This is a genomic window from Fructilactobacillus sp. X2R1C3, from assembly GCF_059901425.1.
This window is the reverse complement of the sequence record NZ_JBWXUW010000002.1, coordinates 50,836-74,694: the sequence shown is the minus strand read 5'-3', so window position 1 is coordinate 74,694 and position 23,859 is coordinate 50,836. Positions and strand designations below refer to the sequence as shown.

Here is a 23,859-nt window from a genome sequence, read left to right as displayed (position 1 = left end):
CTTTTCACTATTTTTCGTTGTCCTCTTGCTGTTTATTGATTACATTTTCAACGTTTCGATTATCTTGATTAACCTTTTGTTTACTAATTGAATTCTTTAACTGCATCTTTAGAGAATCAACTTGTTTATTTAAATCATTAATTTGTCCCTTTAATCCATCAATTGTTTTCTGTGAATCACGATTTTCTTTTTTCCGTTTGGAACCATTTTTAAATGAACTGATCATTGATAATAAGAACATAATTAAAGCTCCAATTAGTAATGTCAATAATAAGACTAGGATTAACGGCATTTTAACCGTCGTGAAACCGAAGTTAATCTCAGCACTTCCCATATTTAACAAAACAAAAATAGCGACAATCACAATCAAAACCATGCTTAAAATCATTGAAACTTGTTTTTTCATTGGGCATTCTCCTCTCCCTTATTAAAGGGAATATCAATAAAATCAAAATCTTTAACTACCTTGGTATTTGGAAAAACTTGTTGAGCCTGCCTTTGCAACTCATGAGCCATTTTAGCAGTATACCTTGCGGAAATGTGCGTTAATAGCAATCGTTTTACGTTGGCATCTCTGGCAGTATTAGCAGCCTGGATGTTCGTAGAATGATAGTAATTGTGAGCTAATTTTGCTTCGCCCTTTCCAAACGTACTTTCATGAACTAAAATGTCAGCATTTTGCGCTAACTTATTGATGGTATCAACTTTTCTCGTATCCCCTAAAATGGTAACAATTCGTCCCTTTTGAGCATTACCAATGTAGTCTTTTCCATTAATGACTCTGCCATCATTAAGTTTGACCGTCTTACCTTCCTTAAGCTTTCCGTACAGTGGACCGGATGGAATATCATCTTCCCGCAGTTTATCAACAAGCAGTTCACCCGGATGATCATGTTCAACAATCCGAAAACCCCAACTCTGAACTTGATGATCAAGCTTTTCCGCATAAACCGTAAACTTTTTGCCGTCAAAAATCTTACCAGGCTGGTCCAGCTCCACGTATTTTATTTTATACCCTAACTTAGTCTGCGTCACTTGCAAACTAGTCTGAACGTAGTTTTTGATTCCAAAGGGACCATAAATGGTAACCGGATCATCTCCACCCTGAAACGAACGACTTGATAATAATCCCGGAAGACCATAGATGTGATCACCATGAAGGTGGGTAATAAAAATCTTATTAATTTTTCGCGGTTTTAACGTTGATCGCAAGATTTGTTGTTGAGTACCTTCCCCCGCATCAAATAACCACACGGAATTAATCTCATCCAACAATCTTAAAGCGACACTAGAAACGTTTCGAAACTTACCAGGAACTCCCGCACCAGTTCCAAAAAACTCTAATTGCATATCCTATCGTTCCTTCTTGACACTCAAATTTTTACACTCGTGAAGAATTACTATACAATTGTAGCATACCACATTGGCAATAATAAGCTGAAATCTAGGTGATAACTTTGAGATTAAATGAATTTTACGTCTCATCTGAAGATTTAAATAATTCATATAAAATATACGTTGAAATTAATAAGGTTATTTTACCAGTTTTTGACATTGAATTTTTACAAAATAAAATTTTATTAGTCCCAAGTAAAAACAAACGTCCACTAACCTTGAATCAATTTAACACCCGGACAAGAGAACTCGATGATCATTTATCACTTTTTTGTAAAACAATTGAAACTCCAAAACTATTCGGTTATCGTTTAAAAAATGATGAGCTTATTTTTGGATAATAAAAGACGATACTACAAGTATCGTCTTTTATATTATTCAACATATGAAAAAGTAAAGTCCGAAATTGATACCAGATCACCATTCTTAGCGCCGGCATCCCGTAGTGCTTGATCAACACCCATTCCACGTAATTTTCGAGCTAACCTTAATACACCTTGTTCATGCTCAGTATTGGCCATTTGAATTACTCGTTCAATCTGATGTCCAGACAGAACCCAAGTTCCATCTTCATCTTTTGTCAAAGTAAACGGCTTTTCATCCTCATCGGGACGGTAAACGACTTCCTTAGAATCATTAAGCTCGTTAGCACCCACAATTGGAAATTTTGGTGCTTGATCGAGTTCACTACTAGTTTCTCGAATGAGATCCTTAAGCCCTGAATGAGTAATGGAAGAAATGGGAATAATTTTGCTATTAACATGATCATTATGTTCGGCTAATTCACGTTTAAACAACTTAAGATTCTCATCCGAATCGGGCATATCCATTTTAGAAGCAACGATAATTTGAGGACGCTTCAAAAGACTTTCATCAAAATTAGCCAGTTCATGATTGATTTTTTCATAGTCATCATACGGGTCACGTCCCTCAACTCCACTCATATCAACAACATGGAGGATAACTCGAGTTCTTTGAATGTGTCTTAAAAATTCAAAACCTAATCCAACACCCTTGGATGCTCCCTCAATCAGTCCAGGCAAATCAGCAATCACAAAGTCGTTTCCATCATGATTTCGTACGATTCCAAGATTAGGAACGATGGTAGTAAAGTGGTATTGAGCTACTTTTGGTTTTGACGAAGTAATCGCACTTAATAACGTAGATTTACCAGCTGATGGGAAACCGACTAAACCAACATCAGCTAATAACCTTAACTGAAGTTCAATCTCCATCTCTTGACCAGGTTCCCCATTTTCAGCAATTTCTGGGGCAGAATTTTTAGGAGTTGCAAAGTGAACGTTTCCTCTTCCTCCACGACCACCCTTTACAACTACAACTTCATCGTTTGCTTTAGTCAAATCTGCAATTGGTTCTCCGGTCTCTGAGTTATAAATCGTGGTGCCATCGGGGACATTCACCACTAAGTCAGGGGCGCTTGCACCAGTCATCTTTTTGTTAGCACCATTGCCACCGTTTTTGGCTTTAAATTGTTTTTTATACTTAAAATCCATTAGAGTTGACATCCCGGTATCAACTTTGAAAACAACATTACCACCATGGCCACCATCACCACCAGAAGGTCCGCCATTTGGTACATATTTTTCCCGACGAAATCCAACCATTCCGTCTCCACCCTTACCGGCCTTAACTTTAAATTTTACTTGATCTACAAACATAATTTCTCCATTTTCCTATTAGTTTTTCATCATCTTGGCCACTGGTGCAACGTTCTCAAAGGTCAATTTAACCGTCTGAGCAACCTTCTTTGAAATGCCAACTGCTTGAATGTCTTCTACACTAGCATCCGCAATGTTTTTAGTGGAACCAAATTTTCGCAAAAGTTTATTTCTAGTTTTGGGTCCAACTCCTTTAATACTATCTAATCTAGAAGTCATCGAATTCTTATTATGGAGTTGATGATGATAGTTAATTGCAAAGCGATGCACTTCGTCTTGAACCCTTTGAACTAGATAAAAAGCCTGACTTTTCGGATTTAAATTAACGTGATGATCATTACTTCCGTAAAGCAAATCAGCCGTCTTATGCTTATCATTTTTCACCATTCCAGCTACTGGAATGTGCAGATTAAGTTCATTTTCCAAAACATCGGTAACAGCATTCATCTGAATCTCGCCGCCGTCCATGAGTATCAGATCTGGCATTTCAGCGTGTTCCTTTAATAAACGGGTGTAGCGCCTTCTAATCACTTCGCGCGTACTGGCCGCTTCATCGGCATGATCAACGGTTCTTAACTTATATTTTCGATACTTCTTCTTATTCGGTTTCCCATCTTCAAATACTACCATAGCAGAAACTAAATCTGCACCTGAAATATGGGAATGATCAAAAGCTTCGATTCGTCCGATATGACCAATTCCTAAAGCGTCACCCAACTCATCCATTGCTCCGGTAGTCTTTTTGCGATCCATTTCCATTAACTTAAACTGCTCATTTAAAACTAATCGCGCATTATGCTCTGCCATGTCCAAAAGGGCTTTCTTTTGGCCACGCTGAGGGGTTCTGACTGGCACTCCGATCATCTTTGAAAGAACATCATGGTCGATTGAGTTAGGTACCAAAATTTCTTTGGGTGGAATCCGATCAGAATCGTTATAAAATTGAACGATATAGCTAGTCATCTCTTCATTGGCGGTACTAATAATCGGAAATAATTTTTTCTCACGTTTCATCAAACGTGCCTGCCGAATAAAGAAAACTTGTACAGAAAGCCAGCCTTTATCAGCATAAAAATTAAACACGTCTCGTGGGGTATTGTCATGCGAAATGATTTTTTGTTTCTCAACGGTCGCATCAATGTAATGCAGTTGATCACGCAATTCAGCTGCCCGTTCATACTCCATGTTATTTGATGCCTTATTCATTCGTTTAGTCAATAGTTGTCTAGCAGGTCCCACACTACCGTTTAAAAAGGACTTGATTTTTTTGATTTGAGCATCGTACTCTGACTTAGGAACTTCCTTAAAACAAGCTCCCAAGCACTGTCCCATGTGGTAGTACAAACAAGCTCGTTTTTGATACCCGTTACAACGTCTGAGTGGATACATCTTTTGTAAAAAATTCAAGGTTTCATCCGCAGCATAGACGTTTGGATATGGTCCAAAGTAATATCCACCATCATTTTTAACGGTATTAGTAATCAACATTCGGGGATCACGTTCATTAGTAATTTTAATGTAAGGATACCCACTGTGTCCCTGCTTTAAACGAACGTTATAATAAGGCCGGTGTTTCTGAATCAAAGTAATTTCAAGTAAAAATGCTTCTTTGTCATTTGAAGTAATGATTGTCTCAAAATCAGCAATGTTTCGCACTAATTTGGCTCGTCTTCCGTACTGAGTACTCTTGAAATAAGAGCGAACTCGGTTCTTTAGGTTTTTTGCCTTACCAATATAAATAATTTTGCCATCTTTATCTTTCATAATGTAACAACCGGGTTGATCCGGAAGTAACGTTAACTTTCGTTCAATTAAATCAGATGCCATAAACTCCCTCCTTTCCGATAAATACTACTGTTACAATTATAATGAATTAGTTACAGTTTGTATAACAAACTGACATGAAATGATTTTTTTGCTATGATGAGTCTAAAGGAGCGATTAATATGGGACTAAAAATTAGAAGAAATGAAGATCTTGATGCCATGTTCAGTAAATTTGCTAAAGAGAATCCGAAAGATCCTAACCGCACCAAGTTTTTGAATCATAAAAACAAAGAAGACCAACGCGAATCAAAAAAGAATAAAATATTAGATCAAGACAAAACCAAATAAACACAAAATCAGCTGTTCTCACAGCTGATTTTTTTTATTACTTAATTTGTTGCTCAATCCAGTTCCAAATTTGATCTGCTCCGACCTTGGTTTTAGCAGAGAACATTATCAACGGTTCATCTGCTTCAAGCTCCAGCCCTTTTCGCAACATCTGTTCTTGTTTCTTGATTTTACTTTTAGGAATTTTATCAACCTTAGTCGCTACGTAAAGCACGGGAATCCCATAATACTCTAACCAATCACGCATCTGAATATCGTACTCACTCGGGGCGTGTCTACCATCAATTAAATTGATCACACCCCGGAGCTGCTCACGTTGCGTTAGATAAGTCTCAATCATTTGGGCCCATTTTTCCCGTTCTGTTTTAGAAACCTTCGCGTACCCATATCCTGGAACGTCAACAAAGTAAATTTCATCGTTAACGCGATAAAAATTCAAAGTCTGCGTTTTTCCAGGTTGACCAGACGTATGAGCGTAATCCTTTCGGTTAATCAACATATTCGTTAGTGAAGACTTGCCGACGTTAGATCGACCCAAAAAGCCAATTTCTGGATATCCAGTAGTGGGATACTGTTTGGGATCAACTGCACTCATTACTAGTTCAACATCATTTACGTCCATTATTATCTCCGTTCGATTACTTTGCTTCGCTTTTTAAGACCATCTTTGGTTCCTTACCACTATTTACTGAATCTGGGGTAACAATCACTTCTTTAACGTCATCGCGACTTGGAAGTGAATACATAATATCTCTCATCACACTTTCAATCATAGAGCGGAGACCACGAGCACCCGTATTTCTGGCAATAGCCTTTTTAGCCATGGCCTTAAGTGCATCGTCTTCAAATTTAAGTTGGACACCTTCAAGAGATAAAAGCTTTTGGTATTGTTTCACTAACGCATTTTTAGGCTGAGTAAGAATTTTGACCAGATCATTTTCACTCAACTTATTCAAAGCAGTCAAAATTGGAAGACGACCGATAAACTCTGGAATTAATCCAAAATTCATTAGGTCCTCAGGAATTACTTTTTGCATAATATCTTCATCAGCAACGTATTGGGTTTCATGATTATCAACCCCAAAACCAATTGTTTTATCACCTAAGCGTCGTCTAACAATATCTTGAATTCCATCAAAAGCCCCACCAACAATAAACAGAATATTCTTCGTATTAATCTTAATAAACTCTTGGCTCGGGTTCTTTCTACCACCTTTTGGTGGGACATTAGCGGTCGTTCCCTCTAAAATCTTTAAAAGAGCCTGTTGAACTCCTTCACCAGATACATCTCTTGTGATTGAAACATTTTCGGCTTTTTTAGCAATTTTATCAATCTCGTCAATATAAATGATTCCCTTTTCAGCCCGATCAACGTCATAATCAGCGTTCTGTAAGAGTTTCAAAAGAATATTTTCAACATCTTCTCCAACATATCCAGCTTCAGTCAGCGTCGTAGCATCAGCAATTGCAAAGGGAACGTTTAAAATTTTAGCAAGTGTTTGAGCCAGATAAGTCTTCCCCGATCCAGTTGGTCCAATCATTGCAATATTACTTTTCTGAATCTGAGCGTCATCATAAGCATGTCGTTCTTGGTTACCATCTTCACTTTCATCATCATCTTCAGAATCATTCAAAGCCTTAATTCTCATATAATGATTAAAGACAGCCACCGCTAGCGTTTTTTTGGCTTCATCTTGACCAATCACATACTCATCAAGTTTTTTAACAATTTCACTTGGAGTAAGCACATTGATGTCTTCAGCATTGGTCTTGTTTAATTCATCACTCATGATCTGTTCACACAAATCGATACATTCATTACAAATATATACACCGGGTCCAGCAACAATTTTTTTTACTTGGTCCTGTGACTTTCCACAAAAGGAGCAAGTAATGGTCTCATTTTGATTTGAATCATCATACATGGTATCTCTCCTTTTTGTTAATTCGTTGTTAATTCGTCTCGTTGCCCGCAATTTGAAACTATACCATACTAATAGAACCTTTTAAAATAATTTGCTCTACAAAAAAAGACCCGCTCTAACAAGCGGATCCCATCTTGTATAAATTATTTCTTATTTTCTTTACTGGAATCCTTCTTTTCAGAAGCCTTCTTGGTAGTTGATTTTGGTTCTTCTTTAGCACTGTCAACCACAATGTCAACGGCTTTTTGAATACCAATATCATGTTTTAACATGTCGTCAGATAATGCATTACGAACGGCTGTTTCTTCCATTCCGTATTGTTTAGCAAGATTGCTAACTTCTTTTTGAATGTCTTCTTCACTAGGATCAATCTTTTCAGCTTTAACAATTGCTTCTAAGACCAAATTAGTTTTAACTCGACGATCTGCACCATCAGCAAATTGCTTCTTTAAGTCCTCTGGCTTAGTACCAGTGAGTTTGTAGTACATTTCAGCGTTAATACCCTGCTGCTGCATTCCAGCTAAGTACTGGTTCATTTGACGTTGAACGTCATCATTAATCATAACTTCTGGAATATCCTTAACAGTAGCATTATCTACTGCTTCACTAATAGCCGTATTTTCCTTGGCATCGTGAGCGGCTGATTCTTTTTGTTCCTTAAGTTCTTTTTTAACTTTGTCTTCCAATTCAGAAAGGGTATCAACATCTTCATCAACATCTTTAGCAAAGTCATCATCAAGCTTAGGAAGTTGTTTTTCTTTAACTTCATGGAGTTTAACTTTAAAGGTAGCTTCTTTACCAGCAAGTGACTTTTCTTGATAATCCTTAGGGAAGGTAACTTTTACTTCGACATCATCGCCAGCCTTTTTGCCAATCAATTGATCTTCAAATCCTGGAATGAATGATCCTGAACCAAGTTCAAGAGAATAGTTATTTGCTTTTCCACCTTCAAAAGGCTTGCCATCAACAAATCCCTCAAAATCGATGGTAACAGTGTCACCCTTTTTGGCAGGGCGATCAACTAGAACAAGTTCAGCTTGAGATTGACGCATTTTATCAATCTTAGCATCAACGTCTTTCTTGTAAACTCGAGTGCTTTCCTTTGGAACGCTTAGTCCTTTGTATTGACCAAGTTTAACGTCAGGTTTGACACTAACAGTAGCCTTTAAGACCCAAGGCTTCCCTTTTTCAATTGAATCAACACTAACGTCAGGTTGACCAACGGGTTCAATGCCAGCGTCCTTAATTGCTTCACTGTAAGCATCTGGTAATAACAAATTCAAAGCATCTTGGTATAAAGCTTCTTCACCATACATTTGGTTAAATACTTGTCTTGAAACTTTACCCTTACGGAATCCAGGAACTTTAATATTTTTCTTATTCTTTTTGAAAGCTCGATCTAATCCTTCTTTAATCTTATCAAGACCAATTTCAAAGGTTAATTCCCCATCATTGGTGCCTTTTTTCTTCCAATCTGCCATAACATTTCCTCCAACATGAAAAATATTTACACACTTTTCCAAGTAATAGTATTCAAATAATATTCTAACTTAAGCGTCCGCAAAAGTAAACAGCGACGCTAAAACGGCCATAGCAATAAAAAAAGAGATTGAAGACAATGTCTTCAATCTCTAAATAAAAATACTAATTAATCATCGATTTCGGTAACAACACCGGCACCAACGGTATGTCCACCTTCACGAATAGTGAACTTAGTACCTTTTTCAATGGCAACTGGCTTAGTTAAGTCAACGTGGAAAGTAACGTTGTCTCCAGGCATTACCATTTCAGTTCCCTTGTCTAATTCGATAACACCAGTAACATCAGTGGTGTGGAAGTAGAATTGAGGACGATAGTTTGAGAAGAATGGAGTATGACGTCCACCTTCTTCTTTGGTTAAGATATAAACTTGACCAGTGAACTTCTTGTGGGTTTGAATTGAACCAGGTGCTGCAAGAACTTGTCCACGAACAACTTGGTCACGATCAATACCACGAAGTAATGCACCGATGTTGTCACCGGCTTCACCTTTGTCAAGAGTCTTTCTGAACATTTCAAGACCAGTAACAGTAGTCTTCAATGTGTCAGGAACTAAACCAACAATTTCAACTTCGTCGCCGACTTTGATGCTACCACGGTCAATACGACCAGAAGCAACAGTTCCACGACCAGTGATGGTAAATACATCTTCAACAGGCATTAAGAATGGCTTGTCGTCATCACGTTCTGGAGTTGGGATGTATTCATCAACAACATCCATTAATTTCATGATGTTTTCTTCTTGTTCTTTGTCACCTTGAAGTGCTTTCAAAGCTGAACCACGAACAACCGGAACATCGTCACCATTGTAACCATATTCTGAAAGCAACTCACGAATTTCCATTTCAACTAAGTCGATCAATTCGTCGTCATCAACCATGTCAGTCTTGTTCAAGAAGACAACAATGTGGTCAACACCAACTTGTCTAGCAAGCAAAATGTGTTCACGAGTTTGTGGCATAGGACCATCAGTTGCGGCAACAACAAGAATGGCACCATCCATTTGAGCAGCACCAGTGATCATGTTCTTAACGTAGTCAGCATGTCCTGGGGCGTCAATATGTGCATAATGACGCTTTTCAGTTTCGTATTCAACGTGGGCAGTATTAATAGTAATACCACGTTCCTTTTCTTCTGGTGCAGCATCGATATCAGCAAAGTCTTCAGCCTTAGCCAAGCCCTTTTCTGATAATACTTTAGTGATTGCTGCAGTTAAAGTAGTCTTCCCGTGGTCAATATGGCCGATAGTACCAATATTAACGTGGGGCTTTGTTCTTTCATAATGTTCTTTTGCCATTTATGAAACCCTCCTGTCATTTTCGTAAGACAAACATCAGCAAAACGCCAATGTCTCTTTATCATTAATTATACTACATTTCCCCTAAAAGGCAAAATTGTCACCCTTTTGGGAATTCACTTTCATATTATATCCACTGACAAATTATTTGTAAACCAGATATAGACAATTTCTTAAATTACTTTAGTAATAAATTCATGATTTTATCAATTTTCACTAACCAATGATCAATTGATCCCATTTTTTCATCATCCACTACCATATTCGGATTAATGATATGCCGATGAATAGCGGTTACCCATTCACTAGGCTCCTTAATCACATCATCAATAAACGGATACAAAATCTGGGCATCATATTCAACCGCGTTAGAAATTTGCTGGTAACGAATTGGATCATTTTGTCCGTAGCGTTTTCTAATTTCCCTTTGCATTGCTTGATACGCACCAGAATCCAATTCATCAACAAGCTGTGATGGTGTTAAAGTATACGTTTTTCCATCCATCCAAATATATTTAACTGGTTTATCATACTTTAACTTAGCTAAATTATTAAGTAACTGATTTCTCCATACTGGATTGAAGTCTGGATCTACTAGGTTAAACTGTGCACCCTTCAAATATTGCTTATACGGGAGTTCTTCAGCCTTTTCCATTATGTCGCGCTGCTTGATTCCCGTTTGTCCACCCATGTGCATAAAATGCTTCAAGTTAGCCCGGTTAGATTCAGCCTGCTCAGAGTCATTGATTCTCTCTAAAGATTCGATTTCGCCTTTGACATCATCCTTATCTAATACATCAATCGAATCAACAATTATTCGTAGTGGGATAAACTTCCGGTTTTTTAAGTAAATATTTATTAATAATTTAATGTCATTTTCAACAAAATAATTAAAGTTATCTTCTAATAATCGATACGATTCAACGTACTTTTTTTCATTAAAGAGCGAGTGTCCCAACAAATCAATCACATTGTAATCGTCAACTTCATCATACAAAGCCAACAATTCCTGTGAACTTTTCTGATAATGTTTTTGTTTAAAATCTGTTTGTGCTTTTTTTAATCTTGCTTCTTGATGATCATTCAATCTATTATCCTCACATAAGAAAACAAAAAAATTGAGCCGGGGCTCAACTTCTTTAATCTTCTTGATCGTTTTTATTGTTAGCTTTTTTTCTTCTGTGGTGTTGATTGACTTCCATAATAACCGGAAGAATCACAGGTCTTCTTCCAGTCTTTTTGTATAGAAATTGTCCAAGGTCTTCTCTAACGTCTTGTTTTAAATGACCCCAGTCGAATTCCTTGTTATTAAGGTTATTCTGGACTGCTTCAGATACAATATCGGCTGCTTCTTTAAGCAAGGATTTATCAGAATTAACGTAAACAAACCCCCGAGCCATGATCTTGGGCTCTGAAATAATTTTTTTCTTCTTGCGGTCGATAGTAACGACTGCCACGAAGACACCATCTTCCGACAACACTTTTCGATCCCGTAATACAATGTTTCCAATGTCTCCGACACCAATTCCATCAATCATGGTGTCAGAAGCCGGGACAGCTTCTGACAAAAACATGTTTTCGCCATCAAACTCAATTACATCACCCTTAGCGGGTAAAATAACGTGTGAAGGTTTCATCCCAACTTCCTCAGCTAGCTCTTTTTGTGCTTCCATTAATCGATACTCACCCTGGATTGGAATTAAGTAATCGGGATGAATCAAATTAAGGAGCAGTTGAAGATCATGCTTGCTGGCATCTCCTGAGATGTTCTTTTCATCAGCAATGCTCATGACTTCTCCACCAGCTTTATAGATCATATCACGGGTCTTAGCCCATGGAGTGTCCATTGCACGGGATGGACTGGTAGCAATCAAGACCAGGTCACCTGGCTGAATATCAACGTCTCTGTCTCGGTTATCAGCCATTCTTTGAAGTGATTCCATTGGTTCACCGTTCTTACCGGTTTGTAGAATCAAAACTTCATGCGGATTCATTTGATCTAACTCTTTTGCAGATTCAATAAACAAATCGTCAGAAGGTAACGTTAACTTACCAAGTTTCAACGCAGTATCAATAACCTCTTCTAGACCCTTGCTGGTTAGATAAACTCTCCTACCTGACTTAGATGCAGCGTTTAAAACTTCTTGAATTCTTAAAATATTATTAGCAAGACAGGCAACGATCACACGACCCTTCTGGTAGTGAAAGGTTTCATAGAGATAATCTCTGATTTCTTTCTCGTCAGTACTCTCTTCTGGATTGTCAGCATTTCTTGAGTCACTTAAAAGTGCCAAGACGTGTTCTTTACCAATATCAGTAAGAGCTGAATAATCCGTTTTGTACCCGTCGGCAGCAGTCTGATCAAACTTAAAATCACCAGTATAGACAATGTTTCCGAGTTCAGTACTAATCACGATCCCAACTGAGTCAGGAATTGAATGGGTGGTATCAAAGAAACTAACCGTGCCATCCTCAAATACGATTTCACTTTTACTATTAATGACATGGAAATCATTAAATTTTTTAGTCTTCTTATTATCAGCAACCGCCAGCTTTGCCAAACCAATCGTTAACTCCGTTCCAAACACGGGAACGTTAAATTCACTTAAAAAATATGGAAGTGCCCCAATTGCATCTGCGTGACCGTGGGTAAGAAAAACCCCGACAATTTTATCGGCGTTATCCCTTAAATACGAAAAATCTGGGATTACAAAATCAATTCCTAACATTTCGTTTTGAGGGTATTTTAGTCCACAATCCAAAATAAAAATACTATTATCATTAATTTCAATGGCATAAAGATCCTTGCCATTTTCTCTCACTCCACCCAGTGGAATGATTTTGATGTTCTTTTTCATAATTACTTGTTCCTCTCAAAAAATTACTTACGATTAAAATTAACTATTTTATGCGAAGCTTAGCCTCTAAGCGCTCATGATATCTGTTAACAGTGTAACATATTTATATTAAGCACTAAATTATTTATGTATAAAAAAAGAGCGGAAAAATCCGCCCTATTAAAATCAAGATTAACGACGTAATCCTAATTCCTTGATTAATTTACGATAACTTTGTACATCATTGTTACGTAAGTAAGCAAGAAGATTTCTTCTGTGACCGATCTTCTTCATAAGTCCACGTTGTGAATGAAAATCCTTTTTGTGGGTCTTCATGTGTCCATTAATTTCATTAATGTCAGCAGTCAATACAGCAATTTGTACTTCTGTCGAACCCGTGTCACCATCGTGTTGAGCAAACTTTTTAATAATGTCGTTCTTTTGTTCTTTAGTTAAAGCCATTATTACATTCCACCTTTCTAATATAATCCCTCAATCTGAGTAATACGTCAGTGACTCGCAAAACTAAGATTAAGTTACTTATTCAATATAACCTAAAAGAAAGCGTTATTCAAGTTATCATTAAAAAATTAGTCTTGTTTTTAGTGCTATTGCAATTAATCAATGGATTTTGTATAATTAAGAACGTCAAAAGATGTGAATAATTGAATTTATTTCACAAGGTGGAGGTGAACTTAATGCCAGTAATTAAATCTGCTATCGAACGTATGCGAACTAACGAAGAAGCTAGAAAGAAAAACGCATCTCAAAAGAACGAAATGAGAAGTGCAATCAAAAAATTCGAAAAAGCTGAAGCTTCTGGTGCCGATGATTTAGATAGTGTATACCGCAGTGCTGTTGCAGCAATTGACCATGCAAAATCTAAGGGTCTTATCAAAGCTAATAACGCTAACCGTAAGAAGTCTCATTTAGCAAATAAACTTGCTAAAAACGACAACTAAAAAAAGAATCCGATTAATCGGATTCTTTTTTTATACTCTGATTTAGTTTAACGGCAAACATTTCAAACAACAATTCTGGATCAACACTCGTACTTTTCAGTTGCTCCTCAATTTCTACCAAACTAATATAGGCATTTCGTAGATATTCTCTAGGATACTTACGATTGTTCCTAATTGCTAACTTTACTCGATACGGATGGACCCGTAAAGAACTTGCTAAATTCCCCTGACTATAGCCAAAATAATCTAAAATTTTAACTTGCAGTAATAACCTAAACTGACTAACTAAAATTGCATTGATTTGAATTGGTTCATGCTTCTGAGAAATTAAATCATGATAAAACTCAATTGCTTTCGTTGTTTTACCACTCATTAGATAATTAATTAAATCAAAAACGTTTTGATCCATCGATTTTGATACTAACGAATCGACCGCATCAAGCGTTATTTTTTTATCATTGGTTTTGTATAAAAAGAGTTTATTTAATTCGTTCATAACACTAGCCAAATTGCCCGAAGTTCGAGAAAGAAGTTCTTCAAGTGCATTTTGATCGATCGAATATCCACTGTTCTTAATCTTACTTTGCACTAACTGCTTAACTTCCCTTTCAGAAAACTGATTTAAGTCGATTACTTCCGCACATTTTAAAAGCTTCTTACTAACTTTTTTTCTGGCATCTAGCTTTTGATATGGGGCAAAAAAGGCCAAAGTTGTGTCATCAGGAGCATTTTTCAAATAATTTATGAGTTCTTCTGGATGATGAACGGCTTTGCTTTTATTTTTTTCACCAGTCAAAAAATATGGATTCTTAATGAAGACTAGTCGTCTTTCCCCAAAAAAAGGAATTGACATCGCATCATTTAGTGCAACGGAAAGCGATGTTTCTTCCATATCATAAGTAGCAAAATTCATTGTCCGTTCATCATTCGGGATCAGAGATTTTAGTTTCTTCTGAATTATATCGATCCAATAATCATCATTTCCAAGGATTAAATAAATTGACTTAGGATCATTATCAATCTGATTAACTTGTTCTACGACACTCAACGACGTGCCACCTTCCACTTTGTTTCAAATTTTCCAATTTTGTTATTATTTTTGAATTTATATCTAATCATACCATTCTTTTTAGTACTGATAATTGCAACATGTTGTTGATGCATTGTATCAATAGTTTCCTGATTTGGATGATTATAACGATTATGACGACCAGCAGATATCAGAGCAACTTTAGGACTAATCGCCCTGATAAATCTAGGATCGGAGGAAGTCCTACTTCCATGATGACCTAGCTTAATCACATCAACTCGCAAATCAGGATATTTTTGAATAATTTTAAGTTCCTCTTCTCGATTCAAATCACCCATAAAAATCCATTTCAAACCGCCAATTTTACCAAAAAGTACCATGGAATCTTGATTTTCACCAGACCCACTTTTCATCGGATGAACAACTTGAAATGGAGAATTTTTAATTCGATTTCCAGCCTTGGCATCAAGCAACTGAAACTGTCCTTGATACGGTCTAATTCGCCTTAAAAAGCTTTGATTATTAGTCATCCCCCATGGAACATAAACCCGATCAACCTTCATTTTACTTAAAAAGGCCGGCAAATCACCAACATGATCAGCATCTTGATGACTTAAACAAACATTATCAAGTTTTGAAATCCCAATGCTTTTTAAATATCGGATTGAAGTATCATTGGCTTGATAAATTTTGGCCCGCTTCTGTTTGCCAAAGAAATTAGGCTTCCCGCCTGTGTCAATCAAAGTAATCGAACGATTAAACGGTTCTCTAACAAGAAAGCTATCCCCTTGACCAACATCAAATGCATCAACTTCTCCATTTATCGGAAAATGAATCATCACAAAACCAATACTGAAAAACAGCACCAAAATGGTTATTCGCTTCATAGTTACCTTTTCAATGAGAAGTAAAGAAATTACTACCATCAATAAAACAATCCATACGTTTAGTTTCCCGATTACCAAATTCCCTGGAAGCCTGGAAAGAAAATTTAAAAGTTGGTCAAATACCTTTAAGGTTGTATCAATTAATGAAACAATCAAATCAAACTTTAAAAATGACAGCAAATATCCAATTAACACCATTGGAAATATAAAGGTTGAAAAGAAAGGAACAAATAACAGATTGGCAAACAAAGATAATGCATGCCATTCATACATATGATACAAAATAATCGGTAAACTAATTAAGTTAAGTAGGATAGTCTGTTTTAAAAACCCACATTTTTTCGTCAGGATTAACCCAAGTGATAATAAATATGAGAGCTGACACCCAAACTGAAAAATAAACAATGGATTAATCAGCAAGTTGATCATCACCGCACTGGACCAGATATCTAAGGGAGACATGTCAAAATGCACTTTATCTAGACCCAAACGTTCTTCGGCCATTATAATTGCCCGAAGTAAACTAGCTCCTGCACCAGCAATTACAAAGTAAAATGGGAGAAAAATGATTAAGAATGAATTAACCTGCTCCCTTCTCAATCGCAAAGTCGTCATAATCCACGTAATTAGACCAATTAGATAATAAACGTGCATCCCCGAAATTGTGAATAAGTGGATGAGGCCCAAGCGTTGGACCCCGGTCAGTTCTTCTCTAAAATCACTACTCCGACTCCCATAAATGATACCCAAAACGTACATCCGTAGATGTTTAGGTAATTGATCACACGTTTTAAGCATTTGAAACCTTAAGTCGTGAACACGATTACCTAAATCTCGGCTGCTACAAATCTGACGGTATTTAATTTGATCACATTTAATTTCACTCACAATTCCCTTAGCACGATTAAAACTCTTGGAGTCAAATTGGGCAAAATTGGGAGGTGAATCAATCAAATTAAGTTGGCCATCAATAATAAATTCGCTGGTGTGATTAAGATGAAGTAAAGCATCTTTTTCACTCTTATTTTTTACAAACCCATAAATTAATACCCGCTGTTTCAACCGGGGGATTTCTACAACTCCACTATACGTATCTCCACGAAGCTGTAATTCATCTGGATGGACCTTAGCTATCCAAGTCGAAGTCGCTTCTGTCTTAGGTATCACCCTAACTTGTTGGTTAATGTGATTCTGCCAAATTCCAAAAAATATCAGTGGGATTAGCAGTGAGATGACACTTTTTGAAAAGAAACAGGGAATTTTTAAAAGAAAGATACGAATCAACCATAAAATTAATAAAACAATTCCAATTATGTGATTTCCAAAAAATGCGAATGCACCAAGCACCCACAAAATGGATGTAAAAACCAAAAAATTCTTTTTAATTATTTATCGACGGATAAGAATGACTCAAACGGTAGATTATTAACATCATTTTGATTAACATCAACTTTTTCTAAAGAAACATGTTTCATGTCCAATAACTTTTTAGCATACTCACTGTTATGATAATTCCTTAAATATTTGATTTTAACGATCCCGGCCTGAAGTAACATCTTTGTACACTGCAAACAAGGTACATCAGTGACGTATAACTCAGCATTATCAGTTGACTCACCAAACTTAGCACATTGTAAAATGGCATTCATCTCGGCGTGGATTGTTCTTTGACAATGACCATCTACTAAATAACACCCTTCGTCAATACAATGGACATCTCCTGATACCGAACCGTTATATCCACAAGCAATTACTCGCTTATTTCGCACCAATACCGCACCGACAGATCGTCGATTGCACGTACTTCTGGACGCAACTAACATTGCTTGCAACATAAAATATTGGTCCCACGGAATCCTTTTCTTTTTCATAAATGTCATCACCTTCACTAGAATAGATAAATCTAGTATACCAATATTTATCTATCACAGTTGCTTCAAACAGTAATCGAACTTTTCAAATTTGCAACGGTTTTGTCACCAAATCCAGGAACGTTTTTCAAGTCCTCAGGCTTTTTAAACGGTCCACTTTGTTTCCGATAAGCAATTATTTTATCAGCTTTCTTATCACCAATCCCATTTAGCTGTTGAAGTTTAGCTTTATCTGCTTCATTAATATTAATCTTTCCGCTATCAGAGCCTTTATCACCTCCAGCCGGATGTCCTGATGAATCACTAGCAACTTGATTAGTCTTAGGTAATCCATTAATTTCTCCACGAATTGGAACATAAACAACCTGTTGATCAGACAATCTTTGCGCTAAATTAATGTGCTTGGCATCCGCTGAACGATTAAAACCACCTGCTAATTCAACTGCATCAGAAACACGCATGTTTTTACCAACCTGATAAACTCCTGGTTTATTAACTGCTCCTTTTACATCAACATATACTTGTTGATGGTTGTCATCCCCATTACCTGATGAATTCTCCGCGGTTGATTTAGTAACGTTTCTTCTGCGATTTGCTTTGGCTGCTGTTTGCAAATTGGTATGTGGCGCCTGCCCGTTACTATTTTGAGATGCAAAAACACAATATCCCAGTAACCCCACTACAGTAATTATCAATCCTCCAATAATTCTGTATTTGTATTCCTCAATAAATTCGTATAACTTATCCATCTTTCTCTCCTTTCACATTTAAATACGAAAAAAAACACAGCTTTTAGCTGTGTTTTTGATTTAAATAATTTAAAGCGTCATCAAAAGATGTGACCGGAACAATTTTCATTTTAGGGGCATACTTTTTGGCAGTTGCTTTAGCCACTTGGTAATTAGTCTTATGACCCTGCTCCATTCTCAAAATTGGCTCAGTCGGTTTAACGTATGGACAAAAGAAAACCTGTGCGCCACTCTTATTAGCAGCAATTATTTTCTTATCCACTCCACCAATTTCACCCACTTGACCATTGGCGGCAATCGTCCCAGTTCCTGCAATTCGTTTGTAATCATAATTCGTATGTTTTAATTCACTATATACTTGCAGGGCAAACATCAGGCCGCCAGAGGGTCCGCCAATTTTGCCCGGGTTAATATTAGCCTTAGGATCAGTTTTAACACTCATATCGTCAATCATTCCGATCCCAATTCCATAAAATCCCTTGACCAGCTGTTTCTTTGTGCCAATCGCCTGTTTATCTTTTCCATTCCGTTTAAAAGTAATTTTAAGTCGCGCATGCTTGGGTAAGCTCTGAATGTACTTTACATATTCTGGGCCCTTATATAATTTTTTCCCATTTATTGATTCAACCAAGTCACCAGGCTTCAATTTATTAGCGAAATCAGATTGTGGATAAACGTTTAATACATACACACCATGATAACTTTGCTTAACTTTACCATGAGCTTTGTGATAGCCAACATAAATTGCATTATTGATAGCCGTCTTCATATAAATATCTTGTACGTTATCATACTCTTGATTACTTTGATTTCCCATCACATCTGACGTTTTCTCAATTGAAACATGGGGATTCACTTTTGAATACAAGTAAGTGATCGGTCTTGCCTGCGACATTGAAACTGCAGTGATCATAAACTTATTCTTCTTATTTGGTTTGATTCCTTGAATTTTAACCATTGGTTGAATATTAACGGCCTCACCGGGCGCTTCAATCAAAGCATTAAGCGGCCAAAAAAGGAACCACAATATAAAAATAATGATCCCTAGGAAAATCAAAAAATATCGGTTATGTTTAATCCATTTCCAGACTTTCTTCACTGGTTTCTCTTCTCCTTTAGTGCCTCACGCACAACGTCAGGAACAAATTTTGATACATCCCCACCAAAATGATTAATCTCTTTAACCATTGAAGAAGAAATCAACTCATAATCATGGTTAGCAAACAACAACACGGTCTCAATTTGTGAATCCAACATTTGGTTTAAACTAGCAATTTCCTGTTCGTTTTCAAAATCTTTAGTATCCCGAATCCCCCGGATCAGGATATTGGCATGTTCTGCTTTCAAGAAATCAACCGTCAAATTAGAATAGACCTTAACCGTAACGTTTGAATAGCCGGCCACACACGATTCAACCATTTCTTTTCGTTCATTAGGAGTAAACAACCCCACTTTACTCGAATTGTCGCCAATGGCAACGACAACTTCGTCAAATAGTTGTGTTGCCCGCTTAATAATATTCAAATGTCCATTGGTAATAGGGTCAAAGCTACCCGGATAAATGGCTTTTCTCATAATTTTTCCCTTTATTTTAAAATTTGATAGATTGAGATTACCGTTAAACCATAATCTTTTTGTTTAATGAGGCGATAATTTTTAACATCATCAGGCATATCAGTTTGATTGTCAGTCTCACAGATTACCATCCCACTATGATTTAATAAACCACTATCGCTAATCTCTTCTAGTTGTTTAACCATCTGTTGTTTCTTATATGGTGGATCTAAAAAAATATAGTCAAAGAAATGACCTTCTTTTTTCAATTTAACCAGCGCTGATTCGGCATTCATCTTCCACACAGAAAAATCAGCAGCATTCGGATCAATTGCAACGTTCTGTTTAATAGTTTTATACGCAGCATACTGTTTATCAACTAAAACAGCATGATCCATTCCCCTAGAAATGGCCTCAAGGGAGACGGCTCCTGATCCGGCATACAAATCCAGAAAACTACCGCCGTCAAAGTATGGTCCAATCATGTTAAATAACGCTTCTCGTACTTTGTCAGTTGTTGGGCGTGTCTGATTTCCAGGGACTGGTTTAATTTTACGTCCCCCAAATTTGCCTGAAATTATTCTCATTTTTGTTTCCTACTCTTCAACGTTATTTTCAGCATTAATCTCACCAAAAGCAAGTGCCAAGTCAACGGTTGGAGAGACCCCAACCTTTTTAACAAACCTAAGCTTACTAATTTCTTGGATAGTCGTATCTAAATCAGAACTATCAACAAAAATAATAACATAGTGCATCTTTTTCGATACAAATCGAATATCACCAAATCTCTTTAGGTTTTTAATTTGACGAATCGAGTACGTCGAAACAATCAATTCCGTTCGGTCAGTTAATTTGGCCATGATTTCACCTTACTTCACTTTTTTATTACTACGTTCTCTTTTTTCTACTCTACTGATATAAAGGACCAGTCCAAGACAAATGGAAAGTGCCGTTATACTCGAACCTCCGTAACTGATAAATGGAAGTGCAACCCCAGTTAAAGGAATCATACCAACGGCACCACCAGCATTAAATAAGGTCTGAATAAAAATGTAAGCAGCGGTTCCATAACAAATCGTACTATAAAAAGTATCATTAGTTCGACTGCCAACTGCGATGATTCTTAAAACGAGATACAACAAGAGTCCCAAAACGACTAAAATACCGACAACCCCAAGTTCCTCGCCAATAACTGCAATTATAAAATCAGTATTTGGCTCTGACAAGTAACCCATCTTTTGAATGCCGTTACCAATCCCAACACCAAATAATCCTCCGTTACTAATTGCATAATAAGAATTAACCAATTGATGCCCAGTAGTCTGAATGTACTTAAAGGGGTCAGAAAAACTAATTAATCTTTGAATTTGATAAGCGTGAATGTTACTTAAAATTCCATCAAAAGGCTTAATCCAGATCCTAAAACCTAAAATAAAGATTCCAATTGCAACAATCCAAATTCTTGAAGCTTTAAAGTTACTTCCAGCTGCCAGAATCATCATTAAAATAATGAATAAGTTAATTGCAAAACCACCAGTATCAGGTTGGAGGAAAATTAAAACGAGCATGATGATTGGAAGTACACTCGGCTTAGCAACAGTTCTAAACTCTTTAAATAATCCAACGTTCTCAAAGGATGGTCTTTCATGTGCTAAAACATTTGCGTAATACAAGATGAATAACGGCTTACAAAATTCAGCCGGTTGAATACTAACTGGTCCAATTCTGATCCATCCGGCTGCCCCATTCGTACTAGTACCAAAAAATTTCAAAAACACTAAAACAACGGCCATAAAAACCATTGCTAACACATAAAATTTTAAGTTCCCTTCAAGCGCCTTGCTCCTTAACCTTGAAAAAAACAACAGAACAATAAAGCCAACAAACACAAATATTGATTGCAGAATCAGATAACGAAACGCAATATTAGTATGAGCGCTTAACCCTTCACTAGATGAAAAGACCATGACGATCCCAATCAAACTCAGTAATAGGTACGGCACCATAATGTACCAGTCTAGTTGTTTTAAGTATTTAATCATATTAATCTCCAACTGAATATGTAAAATTCATGAATTAATACCTTTCATTATACTAGTATCACCAAATAAAAAAAGACTATTTAACAATGGTTAAATAGTCTTAATTATTTTAATTAATTGTGACGGCGCTTCTTAGCTGCCTTTTCACGTTCATTAGTATTTAAAATTCTCTTTCTTAATCTGATATGATCTGGAGTAACCTCACAAAGTTCATCCTCATTTAAGAATTCAAGTGATTCTTCAAGGGTCATATGAACTGGTTCTTTAACCTTCGCAATATCTTCGGATCCGGCTGCACGAACGTTGGTTTGATTACGACCACGAGTAATATTAACTGAAATATCATTATCTCGTGCGTTTTCACCAACAATCATACCCTCATAAACATCGGTACCAGGATCAGTGAAGATCTTACCACGGTCTTGAACGGCCATGATGGCGTAAGTAGTCACCTTGCCTGAATTAATTGAAACTAAGGTTCCATTACGACGACCAGGATTCCAATTTTTGATGGCTGGAAGATATTGACTGAATGAATGGTTCATGATTCCGTATCCACGAGTCAATGATAAAAATTGAGTGCTGTACCCAATCAAACCACGTGATGGAACTAAGAAAGTCATCCGAACCTGACCATTTCCAACGTTTTCCATGTTTTTCATTTCACCCTTACGTTGTGACAAGGTATCAATGATTGAACCAGAATATCCTTCTGGGGTATCAATCTGAACGGATTCAAATGGTTCACACTTAACTCCGTCAACATCCTTGTAGATAACTTCAGGACGAGAAACTTGAAGTTCGTAACCTTCACGACGCAAAGTTTCAATCAAGATTGAAAGGTGAAGTTCACCACGTCCAGAAACAACCCATGCACCTGGATCATCAGTGTCTTCAACTCGAAGAGAAACATCAGTATGAAGTTCCTTCTTCAAACGATCACCAAGTTGACGAGCAGTGAGATACTTACCGTCTTGACCAACAAATGGTGAAGTATTGGTTCCAAAGGTCATTCGAAGGGTTGGTTCGTCAATTCTCAAAACAGGAAGTGGTTCCTGCTTATCAGGACTAACAACGGTTTCACCAACGTTAATGTCTTCCATTCCAGAGACAGCAATTAAATCTCCGGCCTTAGCCTCATTGATCTCAACTTTTTGAAGACCAATGAATCCCATCAATTTAGTAACACGGAACTTCTGAGTGCTCCCATCAAGTTTCATGAGAACAACATTATCCCCAACTTTGATCTTACCTCTGAAGACACGGCCAATACCAATTCGACCAACGAAATCGTTATAATCAAGCATTGCAACTTGGAATTGTAACGGATCGTCTGAATTATCGATTGGTGATGGGATGTTTTTGATAATGGTATCAAAAACCGGCTTCATAGTGTGTTCTTGCTTTGAAACGTCAGGATCATAACTTGAAGTTCCGTTCATAGCAGATGCGTAAACAACGGGGAATTCCAGTTGCTCTTCGTCAGCACCTAATTCAATGAATAAATCAAGGACTTCATCGACAACTGCTTCAGGTCTTGCACCAGGCTTGTCAACTTTGTTGATTACAACAATTGGAGTCAAATGTTGTTCCAAAGCTTTCTTTAAAACAAAACGGGTCTGTGGCATTGTTCCTTCAGCTGCATCAACAACCAACAGGACACCATCAACCATTCGCATGATACGCTCAACTTCTCCACCAAAGTCAGCATGTCCTGGGGTATCCAGAATGTTAATTTGCTTGTCGCCATACTTAACGGCAGTATTTTTTGACAGAATGGTAATTCCACGCTCACGTTCAATCGCGTTAGAATCTAACGCACGATCTTGAATCTCAGTGTGATCATTCAAAGTGTCAGATTGCTTTAATAATTCATTAACCAAGGTCGTCTTACCGTGATCGACATGGGCAATGATGGCAATGTTTCTAATATCGTCTCTTGTTTTCAAAAATGTTTCCTCCTCAAAAAAGCAATTCA

24 protein-coding genes are annotated in these 23,859 nt (G+C 37.0%); 3 read left to right on the top strand and 21 right to left on the bottom strand.

The features are described 5' to 3' along the window. Positions 1 to 7 precede the first annotated feature (7 nt). Positions 8 to 406 carry a LapA family protein gene (locus AC6UDD_RS02470; RefSeq protein WP_500706394.1) on the bottom strand — a complete coding sequence of 133 codons (399 nt, stop codon included), beginning with the start codon at positions 404 to 406 and terminating at the stop codon, positions 8 to 10. Next, complete coding sequence (rnz, locus tag AC6UDD_RS02465; protein WP_500718346.1) at positions 403 to 1,350, bottom strand: ribonuclease Z; 948 nt, start codon at positions 1,348 to 1,350, stop codon at positions 403 to 405. The genes AC6UDD_RS02470 and rnz overlap by 4 nt, the downstream gene beginning before the upstream one ends. Before the next feature lie 107 nt (positions 1,351 to 1,457). On the opposite strand from rnz, the gene AC6UDD_RS02460 reads away from it, so the two are divergent. Next, on the top strand, positions 1,458 to 1,736 hold the full coding sequence (locus AC6UDD_RS02460) for a hypothetical protein (protein ID WP_500718343.1): 279 nt from the start codon (positions 1,458 to 1,460) through the stop codon (positions 1,734 to 1,736). Between the two features lie 33 nt (positions 1,737 to 1,769). Here AC6UDD_RS02460 and obgE read toward each other — a convergent pair whose 3' ends face one another. Then, positions 1,770 to 3,074, bottom strand: coding sequence for a GTPase ObgE (gene obgE, locus AC6UDD_RS02455; protein WP_500718340.1), 1,305 nt, complete (start codon positions 3,072 to 3,074; stop codon positions 1,770 to 1,772). A gap of 18 nt (positions 3,075 to 3,092) precedes the next feature. Beyond that, positions 3,093 to 4,901, bottom strand: a complete 1,809-nt coding sequence (gene uvrC, locus AC6UDD_RS02450) for an excinuclease ABC subunit UvrC (protein WP_500718337.1) — start codon at positions 4,899 to 4,901, stop codon at positions 3,093 to 3,095. A 119-nt stretch (positions 4,902 to 5,020) separates the two neighbouring features. Here uvrC and AC6UDD_RS02445 point away from each other — a divergent pair, with 119 nt between their 5' ends. Beyond that, on the top strand, positions 5,021 to 5,188 hold the full coding sequence (locus AC6UDD_RS02445) for an SPJ_0845 family protein (protein WP_500695557.1): 168 nt from the start codon (positions 5,021 to 5,023) through the stop codon (positions 5,186 to 5,188). A gap of 37 nt (positions 5,189 to 5,225) precedes the next feature. Here the strand turns inward: AC6UDD_RS02445 and yihA are convergent, their stop codons facing one another. From yihA to rpsO, 7 genes are all read right to left on the bottom strand, one after another. After that, entirely contained in the window at positions 5,226 to 5,810 is a 585-nt protein-coding gene (yihA, locus tag AC6UDD_RS02440; protein ID WP_500718334.1) for a ribosome biogenesis GTP-binding protein YihA/YsxC, read from the bottom strand. 16 nt (positions 5,811 to 5,826) lie between these two features. After that, positions 5,827 to 7,113, bottom strand: a complete 1,287-nt coding sequence (clpX, locus tag AC6UDD_RS02435) for an ATP-dependent Clp protease ATP-binding subunit ClpX (protein WP_500718331.1) — start codon at positions 7,111 to 7,113, stop codon at positions 5,827 to 5,829. A 143-nt stretch (positions 7,114 to 7,256) separates the two neighbouring features. Beyond that, entirely contained in the window at positions 7,257 to 8,594 is a 1,338-nt protein-coding gene (gene tig / locus AC6UDD_RS02430) for a trigger factor (protein WP_500718327.1), read from the bottom strand. A 167-nt stretch (positions 8,595 to 8,761) separates the two neighbouring features. Continuing rightward, positions 8,762 to 9,949 (bottom strand): elongation factor Tu, encoded by a 1,188-nt coding sequence (gene tuf, locus AC6UDD_RS02425; protein ID WP_500693891.1) that lies wholly within the window; start codon positions 9,947 to 9,949, stop codon positions 8,762 to 8,764. 178 nt (positions 9,950 to 10,127) lie between these two features. Continuing rightward, positions 10,128 to 11,036 carry a hypothetical protein gene (locus AC6UDD_RS02420; protein ID WP_500718324.1) on the bottom strand — a complete coding sequence of 303 codons (909 nt, stop codon included), beginning with the start codon at positions 11,034 to 11,036 and terminating at the stop codon, positions 10,128 to 10,130. Between the two features lie 52 nt (positions 11,037 to 11,088). Next, positions 11,089 to 12,807: a ribonuclease J gene (locus AC6UDD_RS02415; RefSeq protein WP_500718321.1), complete on the bottom strand. Its 1,719-nt coding sequence runs from the start codon at positions 12,805 to 12,807 to the stop codon at positions 11,089 to 11,091. Positions 12,808 to 12,978: 171 nt separating this feature from the next. Further along, a complete protein-coding gene (rpsO, locus tag AC6UDD_RS02410; protein ID WP_500693894.1) occupies positions 12,979 to 13,248 on the bottom strand; it encodes a 30S ribosomal protein S15 in 270 nt (89 codons plus the stop codon). A gap of 236 nt (positions 13,249 to 13,484) precedes the next feature. Between rpsO and rpsT the strand changes: the two genes are divergently transcribed. Continuing rightward, positions 13,485 to 13,748 carry a 30S ribosomal protein S20 gene (rpsT, locus tag AC6UDD_RS02405; RefSeq protein WP_500695552.1) on the top strand — a complete coding sequence of 88 codons (264 nt, stop codon included), beginning with the start codon at positions 13,485 to 13,487 and terminating at the stop codon, positions 13,746 to 13,748. 13 nt (positions 13,749 to 13,761) lie between these two features. On the opposite strand, the gene holA is transcribed toward rpsT, so the two are convergent. The 10 genes from holA to typA all read right to left on the bottom strand — a co-directional run bounded on the left by holA (position 13,762) and on the right by typA (position 23,830). Next, the gene (gene holA / locus AC6UDD_RS02400) at positions 13,762 to 14,796 is read right to left on the bottom strand and encodes a DNA polymerase III subunit delta (protein ID WP_500718318.1); all 1,035 of its coding nucleotides are present in this window, start codon (positions 14,794 to 14,796) and stop codon (positions 13,762 to 13,764) included. Beyond that, positions 14,793 to 16,832, bottom strand: coding sequence for a DNA internalization-related competence protein ComEC/Rec2 (locus AC6UDD_RS02395; protein ID WP_500718315.1), 2,040 nt, complete (start codon positions 16,830 to 16,832; stop codon positions 14,793 to 14,795). Before AC6UDD_RS02395 ends, holA begins: the two co-directional genes overlap by 4 nt. 218 nt (positions 16,833 to 17,050) lie before the next feature. Beyond that, entirely contained in the window at positions 17,051 to 17,536 is a 486-nt protein-coding gene (locus tag AC6UDD_RS02390; protein WP_500718310.1) for a ComE operon protein 2, read from the bottom strand. 65 nt (positions 17,537 to 17,601) lie between these two features. Beyond that, positions 17,602 to 18,285 (bottom strand): helix-hairpin-helix domain-containing protein, encoded by a 684-nt coding sequence (locus AC6UDD_RS02385; protein ID WP_500718304.1) that lies wholly within the window; start codon positions 18,283 to 18,285, stop codon positions 17,602 to 17,604. A 43-nt stretch (positions 18,286 to 18,328) separates the two neighbouring features. Further along, on the bottom strand, positions 18,329 to 19,384 hold the full coding sequence (locus AC6UDD_RS02380) for a SepM family pheromone-processing serine protease (RefSeq protein ID WP_500718299.1): 1,056 nt from the start codon (positions 19,382 to 19,384) through the stop codon (positions 18,329 to 18,331). Continuing rightward, positions 19,381 to 19,860 carry a pantetheine-phosphate adenylyltransferase gene (gene coaD / locus AC6UDD_RS02375; protein ID WP_500718293.1) on the bottom strand — a complete coding sequence of 160 codons (480 nt, stop codon included), beginning with the start codon at positions 19,858 to 19,860 and terminating at the stop codon, positions 19,381 to 19,383. The genes AC6UDD_RS02380 and coaD overlap by 4 nt, the downstream gene beginning before the upstream one ends. A gap of 11 nt (positions 19,861 to 19,871) precedes the next feature. Further along, the gene (rsmD, locus tag AC6UDD_RS02370) at positions 19,872 to 20,426 is read right to left on the bottom strand and encodes a 16S rRNA (guanine(966)-N(2))-methyltransferase RsmD (protein WP_500718288.1); all 555 of its coding nucleotides are present in this window, start codon (positions 20,424 to 20,426) and stop codon (positions 19,872 to 19,874) included. 9 nt (positions 20,427 to 20,435) lie between these two features. Then, positions 20,436 to 20,699: a YlbG family protein gene (locus AC6UDD_RS02365; protein ID WP_500696605.1), complete on the bottom strand. Its 264-nt coding sequence runs from the start codon at positions 20,697 to 20,699 to the stop codon at positions 20,436 to 20,438. Between the two features lie 9 nt (positions 20,700 to 20,708). Next, the gene (locus tag AC6UDD_RS02360; protein WP_500718282.1) at positions 20,709 to 21,881 is read right to left on the bottom strand and encodes an FtsW/RodA/SpoVE family cell cycle protein; all 1,173 of its coding nucleotides are present in this window, start codon (positions 21,879 to 21,881) and stop codon (positions 20,709 to 20,711) included. Between the two features lie 113 nt (positions 21,882 to 21,994). Beyond that, complete coding sequence (gene typA / locus AC6UDD_RS02355) at positions 21,995 to 23,830, bottom strand: translational GTPase TypA (protein WP_500718278.1); 1,836 nt, start codon at positions 23,828 to 23,830, stop codon at positions 21,995 to 21,997. Positions 23,831 to 23,859 lie beyond the last annotated feature (29 nt).